The following is a 16,935-nucleotide window of genomic DNA, read 5'->3' as shown; positions in this document are numbered from 1 at the left end:
GGGGCGGCTGTGCTGAGCAGAATAAGGGGTGTCTTCCTTCGGTATCTCGACGAACATCTTGAACATGATTTCGGTGCGTTCGATTTAGGTGCGGACGGGCGTGTTGAACAGGCACAGCTGAGATCGGGGCGGCTGGACCTTGAAGGCTGGACAACGGCAGAGCAGATCGCCCTTGTGGATGAAACACGCACGGTGCCCGCCGTTCTTGCCGGTTCGGCCGATGCGCCACGGCAGTTTCACCTGTCCCGGACCGCTGGTCGTTCTAGCCCCACGATCGAGCTAACTTTTGCGGATGGCACGACATCGCGTTTTGCTGTTCCCAGTTGGTCAGGCCCGTCGTTGAACTTCGCCAAAGCGCGTATCGCTATGGGCTTTGCGGCGGCCTTGTTGAAATCTTTCCCGCTGCTTTGGCGGTATTCCAGAACCAAAGACCCGGTATTGCGGTCGCAGATCGGGCCTGCATTGGGGTTCGGACAACGCTCTGAACATCACTTGTTACGCAGCTCGCCCTATGGGGCTGCTGGGAAACCGCAAGACGCGCCCACAGCGCCCATCACGATCATCCTTCCGGTCTACAACGCTTTCGATCTGGTGAAGGACTGTTTGTCCCGTGTTGCAGCCCATACCGAACTGCCTTGGCGCCTGATCATTGTCGAAGATTGTTCGACCGATCAAAGCGTGCGCCCATGGTTGCGCGACTGGGTGGCAAATGTGGTTGATGGTGGGGCGGAAGTAGAACTGCTTGAGAACGAAACCAATCGCGGTTTCATCGGCAGCGTGAACCGGGCGCTGGAGCGCGCGCAAATCTATGGCGACCATGTCGTGCTTTTGAACTCGGATGCCTTGGTTCCCGCAAACTGGGCGTCACGCCTTCTTCTGCCAATCACACGGCACGCCGATGTGGCGACCGTCACGCCCCTGTCCAACGATGCCGAGATCTTCACCGCGCCGGTGATTTGCCAACGCCATACGATTGCGCCCGGCCATGGGGATGCGCTTGACCGGATCGCCTGCACGTTTGACCAAAACGCGGATCTGGTCGAGGCCCCGACAGGCGTTGGCTTTTGCATGGCTATGAACGCGTCCTTCATCGACAAGATCCCCGCGTTGGATACCGTTTTCGGGCGCGGGTATGGCGAAGAGGTTGATTGGTGCCAGAGAGCCCGCGCGCTGGGCGGGCGTCACGTCGCCTGCCCGTGGCTGTTCGTCGAACACCGGGGCGGAGAGAGCTTCGGGTCAGCAGAAAAACAGCGATTGATTCAGGCCAATGGCGCGGTCATTTCGACCCGTTATCCCACCTACGATCGTGAGGTTCAGGCGTTTTTGCGCAATGACCCCCTGATCACCCCCCGTCTGACCCTTGGCATTGGCTGGTTGGCGACTGTCGCGAAGAAAGCTGTTCCGGTCTATCTGGCGCACTCGCTGGGTGGCGGGGCCGAGATGTGGCTGCAAAGCAAGCTCGCGACCGACCTGCACGACACCGGAGGCGCGATCGTCGTGCGCGTTGGTGGTGCAAAGCGGTGGCAGATCGAACTTGTGACCCCCTTTGGGACCACACTGGGTGAAACTGATGATCTTGCGATTGTTGACGACATTCTGCGCCCCCTGACCCTCCGGCATGTTGTCTATTCTTGCGGTGTCGGTGATTCTGATCCGGTTGAGCTGCCCTCAATCTTGTCAAACTGGGCCGGGTCGTCGGATCGGGTCGAGGTGTTGATCCACGATTTCCTACCCCTTTCCCCATCGCAAACGCTGCTTGATCACGACAATATCTATCGTGGCCCGTTTGAAGCAGACCACACGGACAAAGCGCATATCGCCATCCGTCCGGATGGGACGTGGGTCAATCTGGCCGAATGGCGCGCGGCGTGGGGCGCATTGATCGCGCGCGCAGACGCGGTCACGGTGTTTTCAGACAACAGTGCAAAATTGGTGGCTGCGGCTTTTCCTGACGCGCGCATCAACGTGCGACCCCACAGCATTCTGGAACCGCTTCCCGCGTTGGACAGACCGAAGGGGAAGACCCGCGTCGTGGGGGTTCTGGGCAGCATCAACCTGCACAAAGGGGCCGAGGTAGTGGCGAAAGCCGCACGGCTTGCATCTTCTGGAGACGACATCAAGTTTGTCATTATCGGCACGCTTGACCCCGCGGTTGCAAAGCCGCGCGGTCTGACCGTCCATGGTCCCTATCAGATCGCTGAAATCGCCGAACTTGCCGGTCGCTATGGGGTCACGGATTGGCTGATCCCTTCGATCTGGCCCGAGACATTCAGCTACTCAACGCATGAATGTCTGGCGACGGGTCTGCCCGTCTTTGCTTTCGACATTGGGGCGCAGGGCGATGCGGTGCGAACCGCGCACAATGGGAATGTCATCAAGATGGAAGGTAATCTGGCGCAGGCCGTGATTGACGCTTTGCGCCAAGGCCCGCGCCAGTAGGCTTTTGTCAGATGGCGGTGCCGTCTGCGACTTTCAGCCATGAGGTGCCATCGCAATAGGCCAGTTGAGCGCCACCCGTCGCGTCTGAGACAAAAGCGATCCCCCCCGCACCGATGGTGCCTGCTGCCGGAAGGTTTGCGGTGACAACGGGTGTCAGTCGCATCACACCATCGATATCAAGTTTCGCGGCAGGTGACTTGCCGATGCCAACATCGCCATCACCCGTGGCGACCAGTGTGTCTTGCCATGTGCTGCCATCCGCGCTGGTCTTGATGGAAAAATCGTCCCCACCGGCCAAACCCATTTCCGCCCGTCCTGACCAGTTGGATTGAAACAACAAGGTCGAGGTGTCGCCTGCGCTGGCCTTGTTGATCTTTAGCTGATGCGAGGCACCATCATGCGACAGCAAACTTGCATCCGCGGCAACTGCCAGCCGGTTTGTCAGGTCAGCCGAGGTGTTGATGCCCACCATGTTCAGGTTGTTGGTGGGTGGCACGACGGCCAACCATTGGCTTCCATCGAACCGCATTTGGCCCGCAGTCGCGATCACATCAGCCCGCCAACCAGGCTGGGGGGTAACGAACTGCCAAGTGCCCGCTTCCAGAAAGGCAATGTCATGATCTTTGCCTGACCAGTCCCCTGTTGCCCCGACAGGCACGATATGGCGATCACCATCGGTGGCACCGGGCGGCGGGGTTGTGTCGTCGGCGCTGTTGACGACCAGCTGGACGAGTATATCCAGCAGGCGAATGGCTTCATTGTGGGTGACGTGTTTCTGGGCCTGCGCGGGCTGGATCAGGGGCAGGGACAGCACAGTAGAGGTGTCGGTCATCAAGGGTCTCCGCAGTGTTAGGACTCCCGGTTGAGTGATCCGTTGAATAGGTTAATTTGCCGTCGGGGCTGCGTTCGCCCATAGCGCACGACGCAACAGGTCAATACCAGCCGATATCGTCACGTATGTCGGACAAGCTAGAGACATTTTCGACGATGATCTTGTCTCCGTGTCCAAAGTCGAAAACAGCATTGCCCTTTTGAATTTTGGCGTAGGACATGATTTTGCGCACTGACATCGCACCGCCGCCCCATAGGTCGGAAGAAAACAAAAGCGTGTCTGATCTGGTGTTGAAATCCTTGATGCGATCACGACCGTCGCTGAACAGGAACGTATCTGCACCCTGACCGCCAATCATAAGATCGTTGCCGGCGTCGCCGCTAAGCACGTCGCGGCCCCTGCCCCCACGGATAACTTCGTTTCCTGACCCACCATACAGCCGATCGTTGCCGTTGCCACCGTTCAGCCTGTCGCTTGCTGTGCCACCATACAGCCGGTCGCTGCCTTTACCGCCATCCAGCCGGTCACTCCCCGACCCACCATAAAGTCGGTCGTTACCATTGCCACCATAAAGCCTGTCGCTTCCTGACCCACCATAAAGCTTGTCGTGACCGCTTTGCCCTTTCAGCCGGTCATTGCCAGCCTCGCCGGACAGCCAGTTGGCCCTGCGGTTGCCCAAAAGCGCATCACTTCCGCTTCCGCCTTTGACGCCTTCGATTGAATAAAGGCGGTCACCAGCAGCGCCGGCCCAGTGTTTGTTTCTGGCAAGGTTCACCCCTACGCTTCGCGACATATCTTCATAGCTGGCGATATCAAATCCTGCCCCACCGCTAAGCTTATCGCGTCCGCTGCCACCGATCAGAATATCATTGCCGTCGTTGCCATACAGGCGATCATTCCCGGAGCCGCCTTCCACACGGTCATGCCCATGCCTGCCAGCGATCACGTCATTGCCACTTTGGCCAAGGATCCGGTTGTTGGCCTCATCCGCCAAGATGAAATCGCTGCCTAAACTCCCTACCAGGTTTTCAACCGAGATCAGCGTGTCGCCCAACGCCGCGCCGTCTGACCGTCCTGACTGCAGGTCAAGGATGATTGGGCCGCCGCTGTTGCGATAGTCCACCCAGTCCCAACCCTCGCCGCCGTCCAGCGTATCGCCACCCGCGCCGCCCTCCAGCGTGTCATTGCCCGCGCCCCCGAACAGAAGATCATCCCCTTCCATGCCGATGATCCGGTTGTCTGACGCGTCACCCTGGAGCGTGTCGGAATATTGGCTTCCGTATATGTTTTCGATCGAAACAAAGGTGTCACCCGCGGCGGCGTCGCTGCCTTGTCCGGTTAAGAGGTTTACAGTGACCTGTGCCGTGCTTGCGCGATAATCGACCCAGTCAAACCCGTCGCCGCCGTCTAGATAGTCGCTTCCATCGCCAGCGATCAGGACATCGTTCCCGCCCCCGCCAAACAAGGTATCATTCCCGGTGCCACCATCAAGGTGGTCATCGCCGTCGCCCCCAAACAAGTCGTCGTGGCCATTCAGCCCGTGCAGAGTGTCGTCTCCGCTGTTGCCGGACAGCTTGTTGTTCGAATTGTCGCCTTCCAGAGTGTCGTCGTGATTGCTGCCCTCAAGCATTTCGATCCCAATCAGCGTATCGCCTGCTGCCCCGCCGGCCGTCATGCCGGTGAGAAGCGAAACCTCGACACCCTGCGTGGCGTCGAAATAGCCGACGGTGTCGCGGTTCTCGCCGCCATCCAGTATGTCCGCCCCAGCTCCGCCGACCAAGGTGTCGTTTCCGTCGCCGCCCAGCAGGTGATCGTCTCCGTCGCCGCCCTCTAGACGGTCCTTGTCAAGACCGCCCTCAATAACGTTTGCACCAGCGTCCCCGATCAGGACGTCTTTGTGATCGGACCCGACCAGGTTTTCGATATCGTCAAACTGATCGCCAACTGCAGCACCATCGGCGTGACCGCTTTCCAGATTGACGACGGCGCCCAGCGAGGCACCTGCGTAGGATACGCAATCGGTGCCAGCGCCACCGTTGAAGATATCTGCCCCCTCGGACCACGACATGATGTCGTCGCCGTCCAGCCCGTTCAGCGTATCCGTGCCTTCGTCACCGACCAGAACATCATTGCCATTGGTGCCATTCACCACCTCGGGAATGAATTGGAAACCATTTGGCGGACGGTCCAAGGACAATGTGCCCTCGGTCGAGAAATGAGAGGCGGTCAGTGGACCACCGCCAGCGCTGTGGACATAGATGACCTCGTTTCGATAGGTGACCTCTGCGCCCCAGGACCGCGTCTGAACGGTCATCTGACGGGCGTCATAGAGCATGTAGTAGCCCGACAGATCCAACGTATCGACGCCCGCTTGAAAGTCGGTGATCGTGTCCGCCGCGTTGTCGGCGACCAGCGCAAAGACATCAGCGCCCGCGCCACCGGTCAATTGGTCTTGCCCGGTTCCGTCGCGCAAGATGTCGTCGCCGGCCCCACCGATCAGGGTGTCGTTGCCCATGCCGCCTTCGATCAGGTCGTTTGCCGTCCCACCGGTCAGGGTGTCGGCGGTATTGGTGCCCACTATGTTCTGACCGATCGACCCCGGATCGACCTCGAATTGAGTGATCCCGGCTTCGGTTTCACTGGTCGCATAAATCTGGATTTTGCCGTTCAGATAGGTCGCTTCAAGTGATGCAATATTCTGCAACGCGGTGTTGTTCGTATCGGCAATTGTGTCCAAATGAACCAAAGAGCCGTCCGGCATGAGGGTGAACAACGACAGCCCGTCATCCGCCCCCCCTGCGATCACAAAAAGCTGGTCGCCAACCTGCAAGGTTTCGACTTCGGTCACCTTTGAAAAGCGCGTCCATTTGTTGTCGATCACGTGGTCTACGGGGTCGAGGTTGCCCAACCCGTCAACCTCCAGCACGGTTAACGATGAACTGCCGGCGCCGGCAACAACAACAAAGGCCTTGTCGCCGACAAACCCGGTTGCCATCGCTGTCGGTGACGAAATTGGCAACGCCTGGGCCGAGCTAAGCGCATTTGCCTCGACAGGTTTGCCATCGGTGCCAAGCGTGTAGCTTTTCAAGCCGTCGATATGCGTTGAGGCCGCAAGCAACACCGTAGCGCCGTCGATCACCAAGCTTTCGAACGCAACGATATCGGCTTTGTTCTGGCCCGAGCTGGTCGTTAAGTCGGTTTGCAACGTGAACACGGAATCGCCCGTGATCTCGTAATGTTTGAAACCGCTACCCCACGCGCTTGCACCAAAGACATGCGTTGTGCCGTCAATTGAAAGGGAGTGGAAGCCTGACAGGTTGCCCTCCCCTCCGGTGCCCCAATCAAACTGCGTGGGCGTTGTCAGCGTGCCGTTGGCGTTGACCGTATAGCCATCCAGAAGCCAATCGTGGTGGCCAAAAGCCACGAATTTGGTCAGCCCGTCATGTTCCACGATTTCAATCTGGGCCGTGGACGATGACATAAGGGAATAGTCGAACGCGGTCTGGTGAACGACCTGTGTGGTTCCATCCAAGGCGATGGAAAATGCAGTGGCGCCGCCTCCGAAACCGGTGGTGGAATACAGGTAGGCAGCGCCACCCGTCCACACGATTTCAAGATCGGTCACCCCTGATACATAATCTAACCCGGACCCGACAAGGGTTCCGGAAAACACGAAACTGGTCACCCCAACCACCCCGATTTTCACCCACGCAAAAACTTGCATGACTAAGGTGCTTCAGAAGGCTTAACGGCTACTTTGGGAAATGCGTCCTGAATTGGGAGTTTGGTGACAACTTGTTGTTAATGTCTGTTAAGCGCAATTGTCAAAAAGCCGTGACACCGCGGCTGACAACAATATTCCCTAATATAGCCAGAGTTGGTTGCTCTATAGCGGAGAGCTTGAACTCATAGCGCCTAACGCAAACCGGGCAGGGAAAATCAAATGACGGCACATACGCTAGACTTTTTTGGTTCTGGATCTCAATCGGTCCAATACGCCCGTTCCTATGGGTCCGTTGACCAGTTTGCCCATCAATTGACCACCGGGTTCTCGCGGTATGTCGGAGAGCCGGTCGATGCGTCGTTCAAGCTGCGGCCTGGTCGCGTTCTTACTTACAACCACGATAAATTGTCCAAGGCTGGGAAATGGTTCGCGCACAAGTCCTTGCAGGCGTGGTCTGCGGCGACGGGTATCAAGTTCAAGAAAGTGCCGTTTGCAAAGGCTGACATCAAGTACGTCCAAGGTGATCAGGATGGCGCCTACACCGTGACGAACTATAATTCGAAGGGCGATATCACCAAGGCGAAGGTGAATATTCCGAAGTGGTGGCACAAAGGCGAGGCCTACAAACTTGCCAGCTATAGCTATCAGACCTTCTTGCATGAAACCGGTCACGCGCTGGGGCTTGGCCACGCGGGAAATTACAACGGCAATGCCCGATTTCCTAAAGACGCGAAGTTTGCCAACGACAGCTGGCAAATGAGCGTCATGTCGTATTTCTCGCAGACCGAGAACACCAAGGTCAGCGGGTCGAAAGCGTTCATCCTGACCCCGATGCCCGCGGACCTGGAGGCGATTCACGATCTGTATGGTCGGCCGTCCGGATCGAAAAAAGTGAACACCGGTTCGACAACCTACGGGTTTGGCTCAAAGGCGAAGGGGCCGGTGAAGCATCTGACCAAACAGAAATCAGTTGGCGCTTTCACCATCTTTGACCAAGGCGGCACGGACGCGATCAACATGTCCAAAACCAGCAAATCCCAGCGGATTGACCTGAATCCGGGTAGCTTTTCGAATGTCCTTGGGAAATCCAAAAACCTGCAGATCGAAAAGGGAACCTGGATTGAAAACGCCATTGGTGGGCAGGGAGCGGACGTGCTGATTGGCAACAAGCTGGTCAACAAGCTGATCGGGTATTCCGGGGCTGATATTCTTGTCGGCAATGGTGGGAACGATCGCCTGTATGGGAACGATGGCAAAGACAAGCTTATCGGTGGCCTGGGCAATGACTTACTGCGGGGCGGCAAAGGCGCCGATGTGTTGAATGGCGGGTCAGGCTTCGACAGTGTGTCTTATCGCTACGAAGCTACGGGCGTGGATGTCAATCTGACAACTGGTCAGTCTGGACGCGGAGCGTCAGGCGATACCTTCCTCTCCATCGAAGGGGTGGAAGGGTCCGTTCACGCTGATAACCTGATCGGCAACGCAGCCGCCAACTGGGTTTCCGGCCGTTCTGGCGATGATGTTTTGCAAGGTATGGGCGGGGCAGATAGGCTTTATGGCGGTGCCGGGAATGATGTGTTGGCGGGCGGCGCGGGGGATGACCTGTTGCATGGCGGCTCTGGCGCAGACGAGTTTATCTTTGAAAGCGGCAATGATGTCATCGCTGATTTCTCGGACATCGGGGGGGATTCGATCAGCATCGACGCTGATCTGGTTGTCGTGACGGATGCGGCCGATCTGATCGCAAATAGCGCCCAGTCCGATGGAACCGACACCACAATTACCTTCGACAACGGGGATACCCTGATCGTCCGCGGCGTGGCAGACCCAAGCTCCCTTGTCGACGACATCGCTTTTTTCTGAGCTTCAAAGGCTCCCTCAAGCGATGTTGGTGCCTTAAAACCGGCCCATCAGGAAGGCAGTATACAGCACCAGAGTCTGACGCGTGCTTTGTCGCCGGATACCGTGGCGACCAAGGGTAAAGACAGAACTGAACCTGTTGCGGTCGTGACGGTGGATGAACGTTTCCAGCTTTTGCGCATTCTCGCTGGTTAGCAGTTTGGCATTGCGGGTCAGTGCGGCGTTGTTTCCGTCCACCCAGCTTTTGAAATGCCTGTTTCGCAACAAGCTGAGGCGCCGTTGCAAGGCACCACGACCCAAGTTGGCCCCCAAGGTATTCGATCCGTGCTGGCGATACAGCAACGCGGGTTCGGGATCGGCGACGATGGTGGCGTCAGCGCCGGCAAGCAGTTGATAAATCCACCAATCGTGAAACGGGATGTCGCTTTGCGGGCCGGCTTCGCGCAACAGGCGCAAGGCGGGTTCGTTCAGCAGCATTGTGTTGCCGGCAAGTATGTTCTGCACAAGCGCATTGGCAAAACCAGGTGGGCGCCGGAACGGGCGCGACTCGCGCCGATGCGTCAGGTCTTCATCCACAAGGATCGTGCGACTGCCATACAGTGCCGGTTCGTCGCTGGGCAGACGCCCTAAGGCCTCAAGCCCGCGCGACAGCCGGTGCGGCAACCAGACATCATCCTGATCGGACAGTGCGACAAATCCGGGTCGTTGGGCCAGCTCTGCGTCGCACAGAAGGGTCAGGAAGTTCATCGCCACACCATCCTGAGCGCCTTGGCGGATGTGCACCTCGTGTTGTGCGTGCGTGTCACGGAACGCCTGAACGATCGCCAGAGTGTCATCGGACGAGCCGTCGTCGCGGACCCAAAGAGACCAGTTTTGGTGGTCCTGACGTGCAAAGCTTTCCAACTGATCTGCGATGAAGTCTGCACCGTTATAGGTGCACATCAAAATGTGAACGTGATCAGAGAAGCTCATGTCAGTTGTACATGATGTCTTGATTGTAGCGCGTCAGCAAAATCAGCCCGGCTGACAGGGTCGCAAGAATGATCGCGAAGATATAAATGTAGGAAATATACGTCGGTTCGTAAGTCGCATAGACCCCCATGCGCATCTGGCCGATGACGTGAACAATCGGGTTGTACCAAAGAATATCCTGCGCGACCTTTGGAAGGTCTTCGAAGTTGAACAAGACACCCGAAATCAAAAACAGCGGCCGCATGAGAATGCCCCAAATCTGCTGCCAGAAGGTGAATTTCCAGAATAGAAAACAGTTCAAGGTGCCAAAGCCAAGTGCAAGGCCCAACGCCATCGTATAGGCCAGCGCCATTTCGGGAATGTTCAGAAACACAAAAGAGGGGTTCAGGATTACCATGCCACCGATCAGGACAGCACCGATCATTGCTCCGGTCAGTCCGTTCAACAGCGCGCGCGCGATGATCGCATCGATATAGGTTACCCGCGGATACCCCAAAAGCGGCTTGGAATACCGGATCGCGACGGCGGTCTTCGAGCTAACCTCGCGAAACAGCGACAGGGGCAGCAAACCGGTCGAGTAATACAGGGGAAAGCTGTCGCCCAGCGATGGCGAACGCAGCGCCAAGGCGAAAACTATTGATAGAAAGGCAATCCCGCCAACCGGCTCGGCCAATGCCCAGAGATACCCAAGCGAGGACTTGCCGTATGTTGACGACATCTCGCGCAACATCAGGGCCACAATCGTGCGCCCTGACTTAAAAGAAGTGGTATCGGCTGTTAGTGGCTGGGACATTGTGTAAAATCGAGTTGAATCATGGGGGCGGGTGTCCGATAACAACCCGCATAGATTATAGACAAAATCACGCTTCTGGCGTGTGTTCCCGGATGACTAACGCAAAAGGCGGCGCAATGAAAGATGCAGGCTCTAATAAGCCCAAAAGCAAGGCATCCCCTTCGACTGCCAAAGCGCTGTCCAAGGACGATATTGACGACCTTGCCGATGATTCATGGGACGAAGGCCCAATAGAACCGAAGAAAAAGAAGAAGACGCCCAAAACAGAGACGCCTGCGCAGCCAGTGGTTCAGCCGACTCCAAAACCCGCAGGTAAGGCAAAATTCCGCCGCAGGCATGGGATGCTTCTGAAGTCCTTCTACATCGTTGTTCTGCTTCCGATGATTCTTGCTGGTGCCTATCTGTATTTTGTAGCCAAGGATCAGTATGCCTCTCATCTTGGGTTCTTGGTGCGTGCAGAGGAAACGGCATCCCCGGTCGAGATCCTTGGCGGTATCACCAACCTGTCTGGCGCCTCCAGCGGGACAGATACGGATGTTTTGTTTGAGTTCATTCAAAGCCAGCGGATTGTCCGGCTGATCGATGATCGCCTTGATCTTAAGAGCATGTACTACATGCCTTCGGACCCGATTTTCGGCGTGGACCAAGACGCCAAGATCGAAACGCTCCAATCGTTCTGGTCGCGGATTGTCAAAGTGTTTTACGACAGCGGATCCGGGCTGATCGAAGTGCGTGTGACGGCGTTCAGACCCGAAGATGCGAAAGCCGTCGCGGACGCTATCTATGATGAGAGCTCCAAGATGATCAACGATCTCACGGCAATCGCGCGCGCTGATGCGACGCGCTATGCGCGTGAGGAGCTCAGCCTTGCGGTGGAGCGACTGCGCGAGACCCGCACGGCCATTCAGAAGTTCAGGCTGAAAACCCAGATTATTGACCCTCAGGCCGACATCGTTGGCCGGATGGGTCTGTTGAATTCGCTACAATCCCAGCTGGCCAGTGCGCAGATTGATCTGGATTTGCTCATGCAAGGCTCTCGTGCGGATGATCCGCGGTTGTCTCAGGCGCAGCGGCGCGTCGATGTCATTACGGAACGATTGCATGAAGAACGGCAGCGCTTCAGCTCGGAAGAGGGCACGGTAAACGGTGCATATGCCGACCTGATTGGCGAATATGAAAGCCTCTCGGTCGACAAGCAATTCGCCGAAACTGCTTATCTGTCAGCCTTGGCTGCATTGGATGGGGCGACGGCCGAAGCGGCGCGCAAGTCGCGCTATCTGGCGGCATATATCGAACCAACATTGGCCGAAACCGCTCAGTATCCCAATCGCCTGACCATTCTGGCGACCATGCTGGCTTTCCTGCTTGGTATCTGGACGGTTGCCGTAATGGTTTACTATTCGGTGCGTGACCGGAAATAGAGCGACCGCATGATCCGTATTCGCAACCTTTGCAAAGCCTACCACCTGCGCGGCCAGACCAAGGTGGTCGCCGACAATATCAATGTCGACTTCGAAGCGGGCAAAGTTATTGGGTTGTTGGGGCGCAATGGTGCGGGCAAATCCAGCCTGATGCGCATGGTCGCAGGCACCATGCGTCACGATAGCGGGACGATCGAAATCGACGGCACGGTGTCTTGGCCGGTCGGGTTTTCGGGCAGCTTCCACGCCGATCTGACGGGCGCACAAAACACAAAGTTTCTGGCGCGGATTTATGGCATCGATACAGATGAGCTTCGCGCCTATGTCGAAGAGTTCGCCGAGCTGGGGCAACATTTCCATATGCCAGTTCGAACCTATTCTTCAGGGATGAAATCCCGGCTTGCGTTCGGGGTTTCGATGGGGATCAAGTTTGACGTCTATTTGGTGGACGAGGTGACTTCGGTCGGCGACGCATCCTTTCGCAAGAAGAGCATGGCAGTGTTTCGCGACCGAATGGAATCCAGCGGGGCGCTTCTTGTGACCCACAACTTGCGCGTCATCACGAATGTCTGCGACGCTGCATGTATTCTGGAAGACGGAAAACTGACCTATTATGAAGACGTTACGGAAGCCGTCGAAGTTCACAGGCAGATTGCGAACTAACAGCGCTATTTGGCAACAAACTGTCTTGTGTCTGAGAGGCTGCAGACCACGAAATATGGTGATGACAGGCTTGTGAAAGGCCTTTTGTCGCCCTATTGTGCGCGAAACTGGCTTGTGAATTTCAAGCTTGCTGCATTTTTGGGGGTCGCGTTTATGCGCTTTGTATTGGTCGCCGTATCGGTGTTTGCCTTGGCTAGCTGTAGTTTGCCACGTGGGGCACCTATTCAGTCGGAAATTATCGGAAAAGAAGCGGAAGAACGGTCAGATCTCGCGGTTTATCGTGTGTCTCGCGAAACGCTGTCCTCGATTTCCAGATGGCCTTCACCCAACAATAGCGCGGCGTATTCATGGCCAGCGCGCGGGGCACCCGCTGCAGACCGCGCAATCCGGGCCTTTGACCGTGTGGATGTGACGGTTTGGGACAGTGAAGAAGACTCGTTGCTGTCGTCGCCGGGCCAAAACACAGTTCAGATGCAAAGCATGCAGGTTTCGGCTGCCGGGACGGTGTTTTTGCCATTTGTTGGCACAGTCCATATTGCGGGCATGCCCCACGCCGCGGCGCGCACGCGTATTCAGCGCAAATACGAAGAGGTCATACCCTCCGCTCAGGTCCAGCTTAATGTTCAGCCAGGCACACGGGGTGCCGTTTCCGTGGTGTCGGGTGTTTCGCGCCCCGGCCCGATCACGATGGAAGATCCCGATTTCACGGTGCTAAATGCCATCGCCACAGCTGGTGGCCCAAGCGCCAGAATTGACAATCCTTTGGTCAAACTTATCCGTGGCAACCGGTCCTACCGTCGGCCGCTAGAGCAAGTGATGGCCAATGCGAGCTATGACGTTGTGCTTCAGCCCGGCGACAAGGTCGCGGTTGAAGAGGACAAACGCTATTTCCGGTCGTTGGGTGCCGCCAGCCGCGAGGCGCTGATCCCGTTCTCGAAGGCCGATATTTCGGCGCTGGATGCAATGTCGATGATCGGCGGGCTGTCGGATATTCGCGCAAATCCGAAAGGTATCTTGATATTGCGGGAATACCCATCGAAAGCCGTTCGGGCCGATAATTCGGGTCCAGACAACACACGCAGTGTTTTCGTGATTGACCTGACCACGGCCGATGGACTGTTCAGTGCAGGGAAGTTCAGCGTTCACAGCCAAGACACCGTGTTGGTGACCGAAAGCTCTGTTGCATCGGTTAGCGTGTTGCTTGACCTGCTTCGCAAGATCGCGGGCACGGCGGTTGATGTGAACAAGCTGTAGAACTTTTTTTGGCGCGGGCAACCCCCGCGCCAGTTGCTTAGCCTGGCTGGCGCCCCAGATGCCTTTCCCCGCGCGCACGTGACAGGGCGATCTGCTTTTGCCGCTCTCGGAACCGGGTACGGCGTGCGTCATCGAATTCTTCAATACACTGGTGGCAACTGACCCCGTCTTCGTATTCCGGGCGGGTCTTGTCTTGCGGAAGGATTGGGCGGCGGCAGGCATGGCACAGTTCGTGCGGGCCCTCTGCCAATCCATGTTCCACGGACACCCTGCCATCGAACACGAAGCATGCGCCATTCCATAGGCTGTCCTCTGCCGGGATATCTTCGAGGTATTGCAAGATGCCACCTTTCAGGTGGAAAACGTCCTCTATCCCTTGGCCAAGCAAGAAGTTGGTCGACTTTTCGCATCGAATGCCGCCCGTGCAGAACATCGCCACGCGCTTGTTGTGAAAGCGGTCTTTGTTGTCTTCCCACCAAGCAGGGAAATCGCGGAAAGTCTTCGTTTCGGGATCAATTGCGCCCTCGAAGGTGCCGATCGACACTTCGTAGTCATTGCGTGTGTCGATCACAACGACATCGTCTTGCGAGATTAAGTCGTTCCAGTCTTCGGGCAGCACGTAGTGCCCGACACGGGCGCGCGGGTCGACATCCGGCACGCCCATGGTCACGATCTCTTTCTTCAGGCGCACTTTCATCTTGCCAAAGGGCTGATCCTTGGCGGTTGCTTCTTTCCAGGACAGATCATGACATCCCGGCAAGGCGCGGATATGCGCGATGACGGCGTCGATCCCCTTGCGTGGCCCAGCGATGGTTCCGTTGATCCCCTCGCGCGCCAAAAGCAAAGAGCCTGTGACATGCTCGCGCTGGGCAAGCTCCAGCAAAGGTGCCTGCAAGGCTTCGGGGTTGTCGAACCGGGTGAAGTGATAAAGTGCTGCGATTGTATACATACGGGCGGCATACGCCCATGTTTTCAAAGGATCAAGCCCGCCCTGCGCTTGACCCGCCTTCGCGCGGTGCTTACCCATTGAGTTTCAAGGAGGATCGCCCATGCGTGACGCAACCGAAGCCCTGATCGTGATCGATGTCCAAAACGACTTTTGCCCCGGCGGCGCGTTGGCGGTCAACGAGGGCGACAAAATCATTCCGGTGATCAACGCGATGCTAGCTGTTTTTCAGGTGAAAGTTCTGACACAGGACTGGCACCCGGCGGGCCATAGCTCCTTTGCGTCTTCCCACAAGGGAAAAGCACCTTTTGACACGACACAAATGCCCTATGGCACGCAGATTCTGTGGCCGGATCACTGCATTCAGGGCAGCATCGGGGCAGCATTTCATGAACATCTGCATCGTGATCGCGCCGATCTGATCATCCGCAAGGGGTTCCGCGCCCAGATTGACAGCTACTCGGCCTTTTTTGAGAATGACCAGACAACGCCAACCGGGTTGGAAGGGTATTTGCGCACGCGTGGCGTATCGAAGCTGACGCTTGTGGGGCTGGCCACCGATTTCTGCGTGGCGTATTCCGCTATCGACGGGGCCAAACTTGGATTTGACGTGACCGTTCTGGAAACTGCGTGTCGTGCAATTGATCTTGACGGATCACTGGACATTGCCCGCGCAAACATGCGCGCCGCAGGCGTGACGTTGGAGGCATAGATGGTCGATATCGCAAGCCGGGTTTACAACCACCATTGGAAGATCGACCCGATCGTCCGGTCGTTGATCGACACCGATTTTTATAAGCTCCTGATGTGCCAATCAGTGTTTCGCAACAAGCCGGACACCAACGTCACATTCAGCCTGATCAACCGCACGAAGTCTTTGCCCTTGGCCGATCTGATCGACGAAGGCGAGCTGCGCGAGCAGTTGGACCATATCCGGTCGCTGAGCTTGTCGCGTGGTGAAAGCACGTGGCTGCGGGGCAATACCTTCTATGGCAAGCGCCAGATGTTTCGCCCGGATTTCATGGAGTGGTTCGAAGGTGTGCGCTTGCCCGATTACCATCTTGAACGTGTCGGCGATCAGTTCGAGCTTACGTTCGAAGGGTCGTGGCCCGAAGTCATGATGTGGGAAATCCCTGCGCTTTCGGTGCTGATGGAACTGCGTGGCCGGGCCGTGCTGCGCGGCATGGGAAAGTTCGAACTTCAGGTGCTCTATGCCCGTGCGATGACCCGGATCTGGGAAAAGATCGAGCAACTCCGACAGCTTGAGGATTTGCGTCTGGCCGATTTCGGAACCAGACGTCGCCACAGCTATCTGTGGCAAGACTGGTGCGTTCAGGCGATGATGGAAGGGTTGGGGGATCGCTTCGTCGGGACCTCGAATTGTTCAATCGCAATGAAACGCGACATCGAGGCGATCGGCACAAACGCGCACGAATTGCCCATGGTCTATGCTGCCTTGGCTGATGATGACGCAGCCTTGGCGCAAGCCCCGTATGAGGTGCTAGCGGATTGGCATGAAGAACATGATGGGAATCTGCGGATCATCCTGCCTGACACCTATGGCACGCAGGGCTTTCTGGACCATGCGCCGGATTGGCTGGCCGGGTGGACGGGTATCCGGATCGATAGCGGTGACCCGGCTGAGGGCGCCGAGATCGCCATCAAGTGGTGGAAGGAACGTGGCGAAGACCCGACACAGAAGATGGTGATCTTCTCGGATGGCCTGGATACGGCCAAGATCATCGAACTTCATCAGCAATTTGCAGGGCGTGTGCGGACAAGTTTTGGTTGGGGCACGCTTTTGACCAACGATTTCCGTGGTCTTGTGCCAGACGATGCGCTTGCGCCGTTTTCGCTGGTCTGCAAAGCGGTTGCGGCCAATGGGCGGGCGACGGTCAAGCTGTCGGATAACCCCCGCAAGGCCATGGGGCCAAAGTCAGAAATCGAGCGTTATAAGCGCGTTTTTGGTGTCGGCAAACAGCCTGAAATGGAGGTCATTGTCTAAGCGCAGACAGGCGCGAAAAGACGATG

The 16,935-nt window shown here is 57.0% G+C and carries 12 protein-coding genes; 7 read left to right on the top strand and 5 right to left on the bottom strand.

All coding sequences use genetic code 11. From position 1 onward, the window contains the following. Positions 1-9: 9 nt before the first annotated feature. Positions 10-2,439 (top strand): glycosyltransferase, encoded by a 2,430-nt coding sequence (locus ACXYMP_RS00630; RefSeq protein ID WP_458903685.1) that lies wholly within the window; start codon positions 10-12, stop codon positions 2,437-2,439. A 7-nt stretch (positions 2,440-2,446) separates the two neighbouring features. On the opposite strand, the gene ACXYMP_RS00625 is transcribed toward ACXYMP_RS00630, so the two are convergent. Both ACXYMP_RS00625 and ACXYMP_RS00620 read right to left on the bottom strand, forming a co-directional pair. Next, positions 2,447-3,271 (bottom strand): DUF2793 domain-containing protein, encoded by an 825-nt coding sequence (locus tag ACXYMP_RS00625; protein WP_298570634.1) that lies wholly within the window; start codon positions 3,269-3,271, stop codon positions 2,447-2,449. 100 nt (positions 3,272-3,371) lie between these two features. After that, positions 3,372-6,995 (bottom strand): calcium-binding protein, encoded by a 3,624-nt coding sequence (locus ACXYMP_RS00620; RefSeq protein ID WP_458903683.1) that lies wholly within the window; start codon positions 6,993-6,995, stop codon positions 3,372-3,374. Positions 6,996-7,214: 219 nt separating this feature from the next. Between ACXYMP_RS00620 and ACXYMP_RS00615 the strand changes: the two genes are divergently transcribed. Beyond that, entirely contained in the window at positions 7,215-8,858 is a 1,644-nt protein-coding gene (locus ACXYMP_RS00615) for a M10 family metallopeptidase (RefSeq protein ID WP_298570638.1), read from the top strand. A gap of 33 nt (positions 8,859-8,891) precedes the next feature. Here ACXYMP_RS00615 and ACXYMP_RS00610 read toward each other — a convergent pair whose 3' ends face one another. Continuing rightward, a complete protein-coding gene (locus tag ACXYMP_RS00610; protein WP_458903681.1) occupies positions 8,892-9,827 on the bottom strand; it encodes a glycosyltransferase family 2 protein in 936 nt (311 codons plus the stop codon). Position 9,828: 1 nt separating this feature from the next. Further along, positions 9,829-10,557: an ABC transporter permease gene (locus ACXYMP_RS00605; protein ID WP_298570855.1), complete on the bottom strand. Its 729-nt coding sequence runs from the start codon at positions 10,555-10,557 to the stop codon at positions 9,829-9,831. 155 nt (positions 10,558-10,712) lie between these two features. Here ACXYMP_RS00605 and ACXYMP_RS00600 point away from each other — a divergent pair, with 155 nt between their 5' ends. The 3 genes from ACXYMP_RS00600 to ACXYMP_RS00590 are packed head-to-tail and all read left to right on the top strand — an operon-like array spanning position 10,713 to position 13,958. After that, positions 10,713-12,041: a sugar transporter gene (locus ACXYMP_RS00600; protein WP_458903679.1), complete on the top strand. Its 1,329-nt coding sequence runs from the start codon at positions 10,713-10,715 to the stop codon at positions 12,039-12,041. Positions 12,042-12,050: 9 nt separating this feature from the next. Further along, positions 12,051-12,704 carry an ABC transporter ATP-binding protein gene (locus ACXYMP_RS00595; protein ID WP_298570644.1) on the top strand — a complete coding sequence of 218 codons (654 nt, stop codon included), beginning with the start codon at positions 12,051-12,053 and terminating at the stop codon, positions 12,702-12,704. 27 nt (positions 12,705-12,731) lie between these two features. Continuing rightward, positions 12,732-13,958 (top strand): polysaccharide biosynthesis/export family protein, encoded by a 1,227-nt coding sequence (locus ACXYMP_RS00590; protein ID WP_298570646.1) that lies wholly within the window; start codon positions 12,732-12,734, stop codon positions 13,956-13,958. Between the two features lie 37 nt (positions 13,959-13,995). Here ACXYMP_RS00590 and trhO read toward each other — a convergent pair whose 3' ends face one another. Next, positions 13,996-14,907, bottom strand: a complete 912-nt coding sequence (trhO, locus tag ACXYMP_RS00585; RefSeq protein ID WP_458905272.1) for an oxygen-dependent tRNA uridine(34) hydroxylase TrhO — start codon at positions 14,905-14,907, stop codon at positions 13,996-13,998. 100 nt (positions 14,908-15,007) lie between these two features. Here trhO and pncA point away from each other — a divergent pair, with 100 nt between their 5' ends. Further along, positions 15,008-15,616, top strand: coding sequence for a bifunctional nicotinamidase/pyrazinamidase (gene pncA / locus ACXYMP_RS00580; RefSeq protein ID WP_458903676.1), 609 nt, complete (start codon positions 15,008-15,010; stop codon positions 15,614-15,616). After that, positions 15,617-16,909, top strand: a complete 1,293-nt coding sequence (pncB, locus tag ACXYMP_RS00575; RefSeq protein WP_298570648.1) for a nicotinate phosphoribosyltransferase — start codon at positions 15,617-15,619, stop codon at positions 16,907-16,909. Positions 16,910-16,935: the final 26 nt, after the last annotated feature.

The organism is Aliiroseovarius sp. CAU 1755 (assembly GCF_054482655.1).
The sequence above is the reverse complement of the archived record's forward strand: the minus strand, read 5'-3'. Positions and strand labels throughout refer to the sequence as shown.

Coding starts and splice junctions, on each gene's coding strand:
- ACXYMP_RS00625 (WP_298570634.1), bottom strand. CDS start 3,271: ATGACCGACACCTCTACTGTGCTGTCCCTGCCCCTGATCCAGCCCGCG.
- ACXYMP_RS00620 (WP_458903683.1), bottom strand. CDS start 6,995: ATGCAAGTTTTTGCGTGGGTGAAAATCGGGGTGGTTGGGGTGACCAGT.
- ACXYMP_RS00615 (WP_298570638.1), top strand. CDS start 7,215: ATGACGGCACATACGCTAGACTTTTTTGGTTCTGGATCTCAATCGGTC.
- ACXYMP_RS00610 (WP_458903681.1), bottom strand. CDS start 9,827: ATGAGCTTCTCTGATCACGTTCACATTTTGATGTGCACCTATAACGGT.
- ACXYMP_RS00605 (WP_298570855.1), bottom strand. CDS start 10,557: ATGTTGCGCGAGATGTCGTCAACATACGGCAAGTCCTCGCTTGGGTAT.
- ACXYMP_RS00600 (WP_458903679.1), top strand. CDS start 10,713: ATGACTAACGCAAAAGGCGGCGCAATGAAAGATGCAGGCTCTAATAAG.
- ACXYMP_RS00595 (WP_298570644.1), top strand. CDS start 12,051: ATGATCCGTATTCGCAACCTTTGCAAAGCCTACCACCTGCGCGGCCAG.
- trhO (WP_458905272.1), bottom strand. CDS start 14,907: ATGTATACAATCGCAGCACTTTATCACTTCACCCGGTTCGACAACCCC.
- pncA (WP_458903676.1), top strand. CDS start 15,008: ATGCGTGACGCAACCGAAGCCCTGATCGTGATCGATGTCCAAAACGAC.
- pncB (WP_298570648.1), top strand. CDS start 15,617: ATGGTCGATATCGCAAGCCGGGTTTACAACCACCATTGGAAGATCGAC.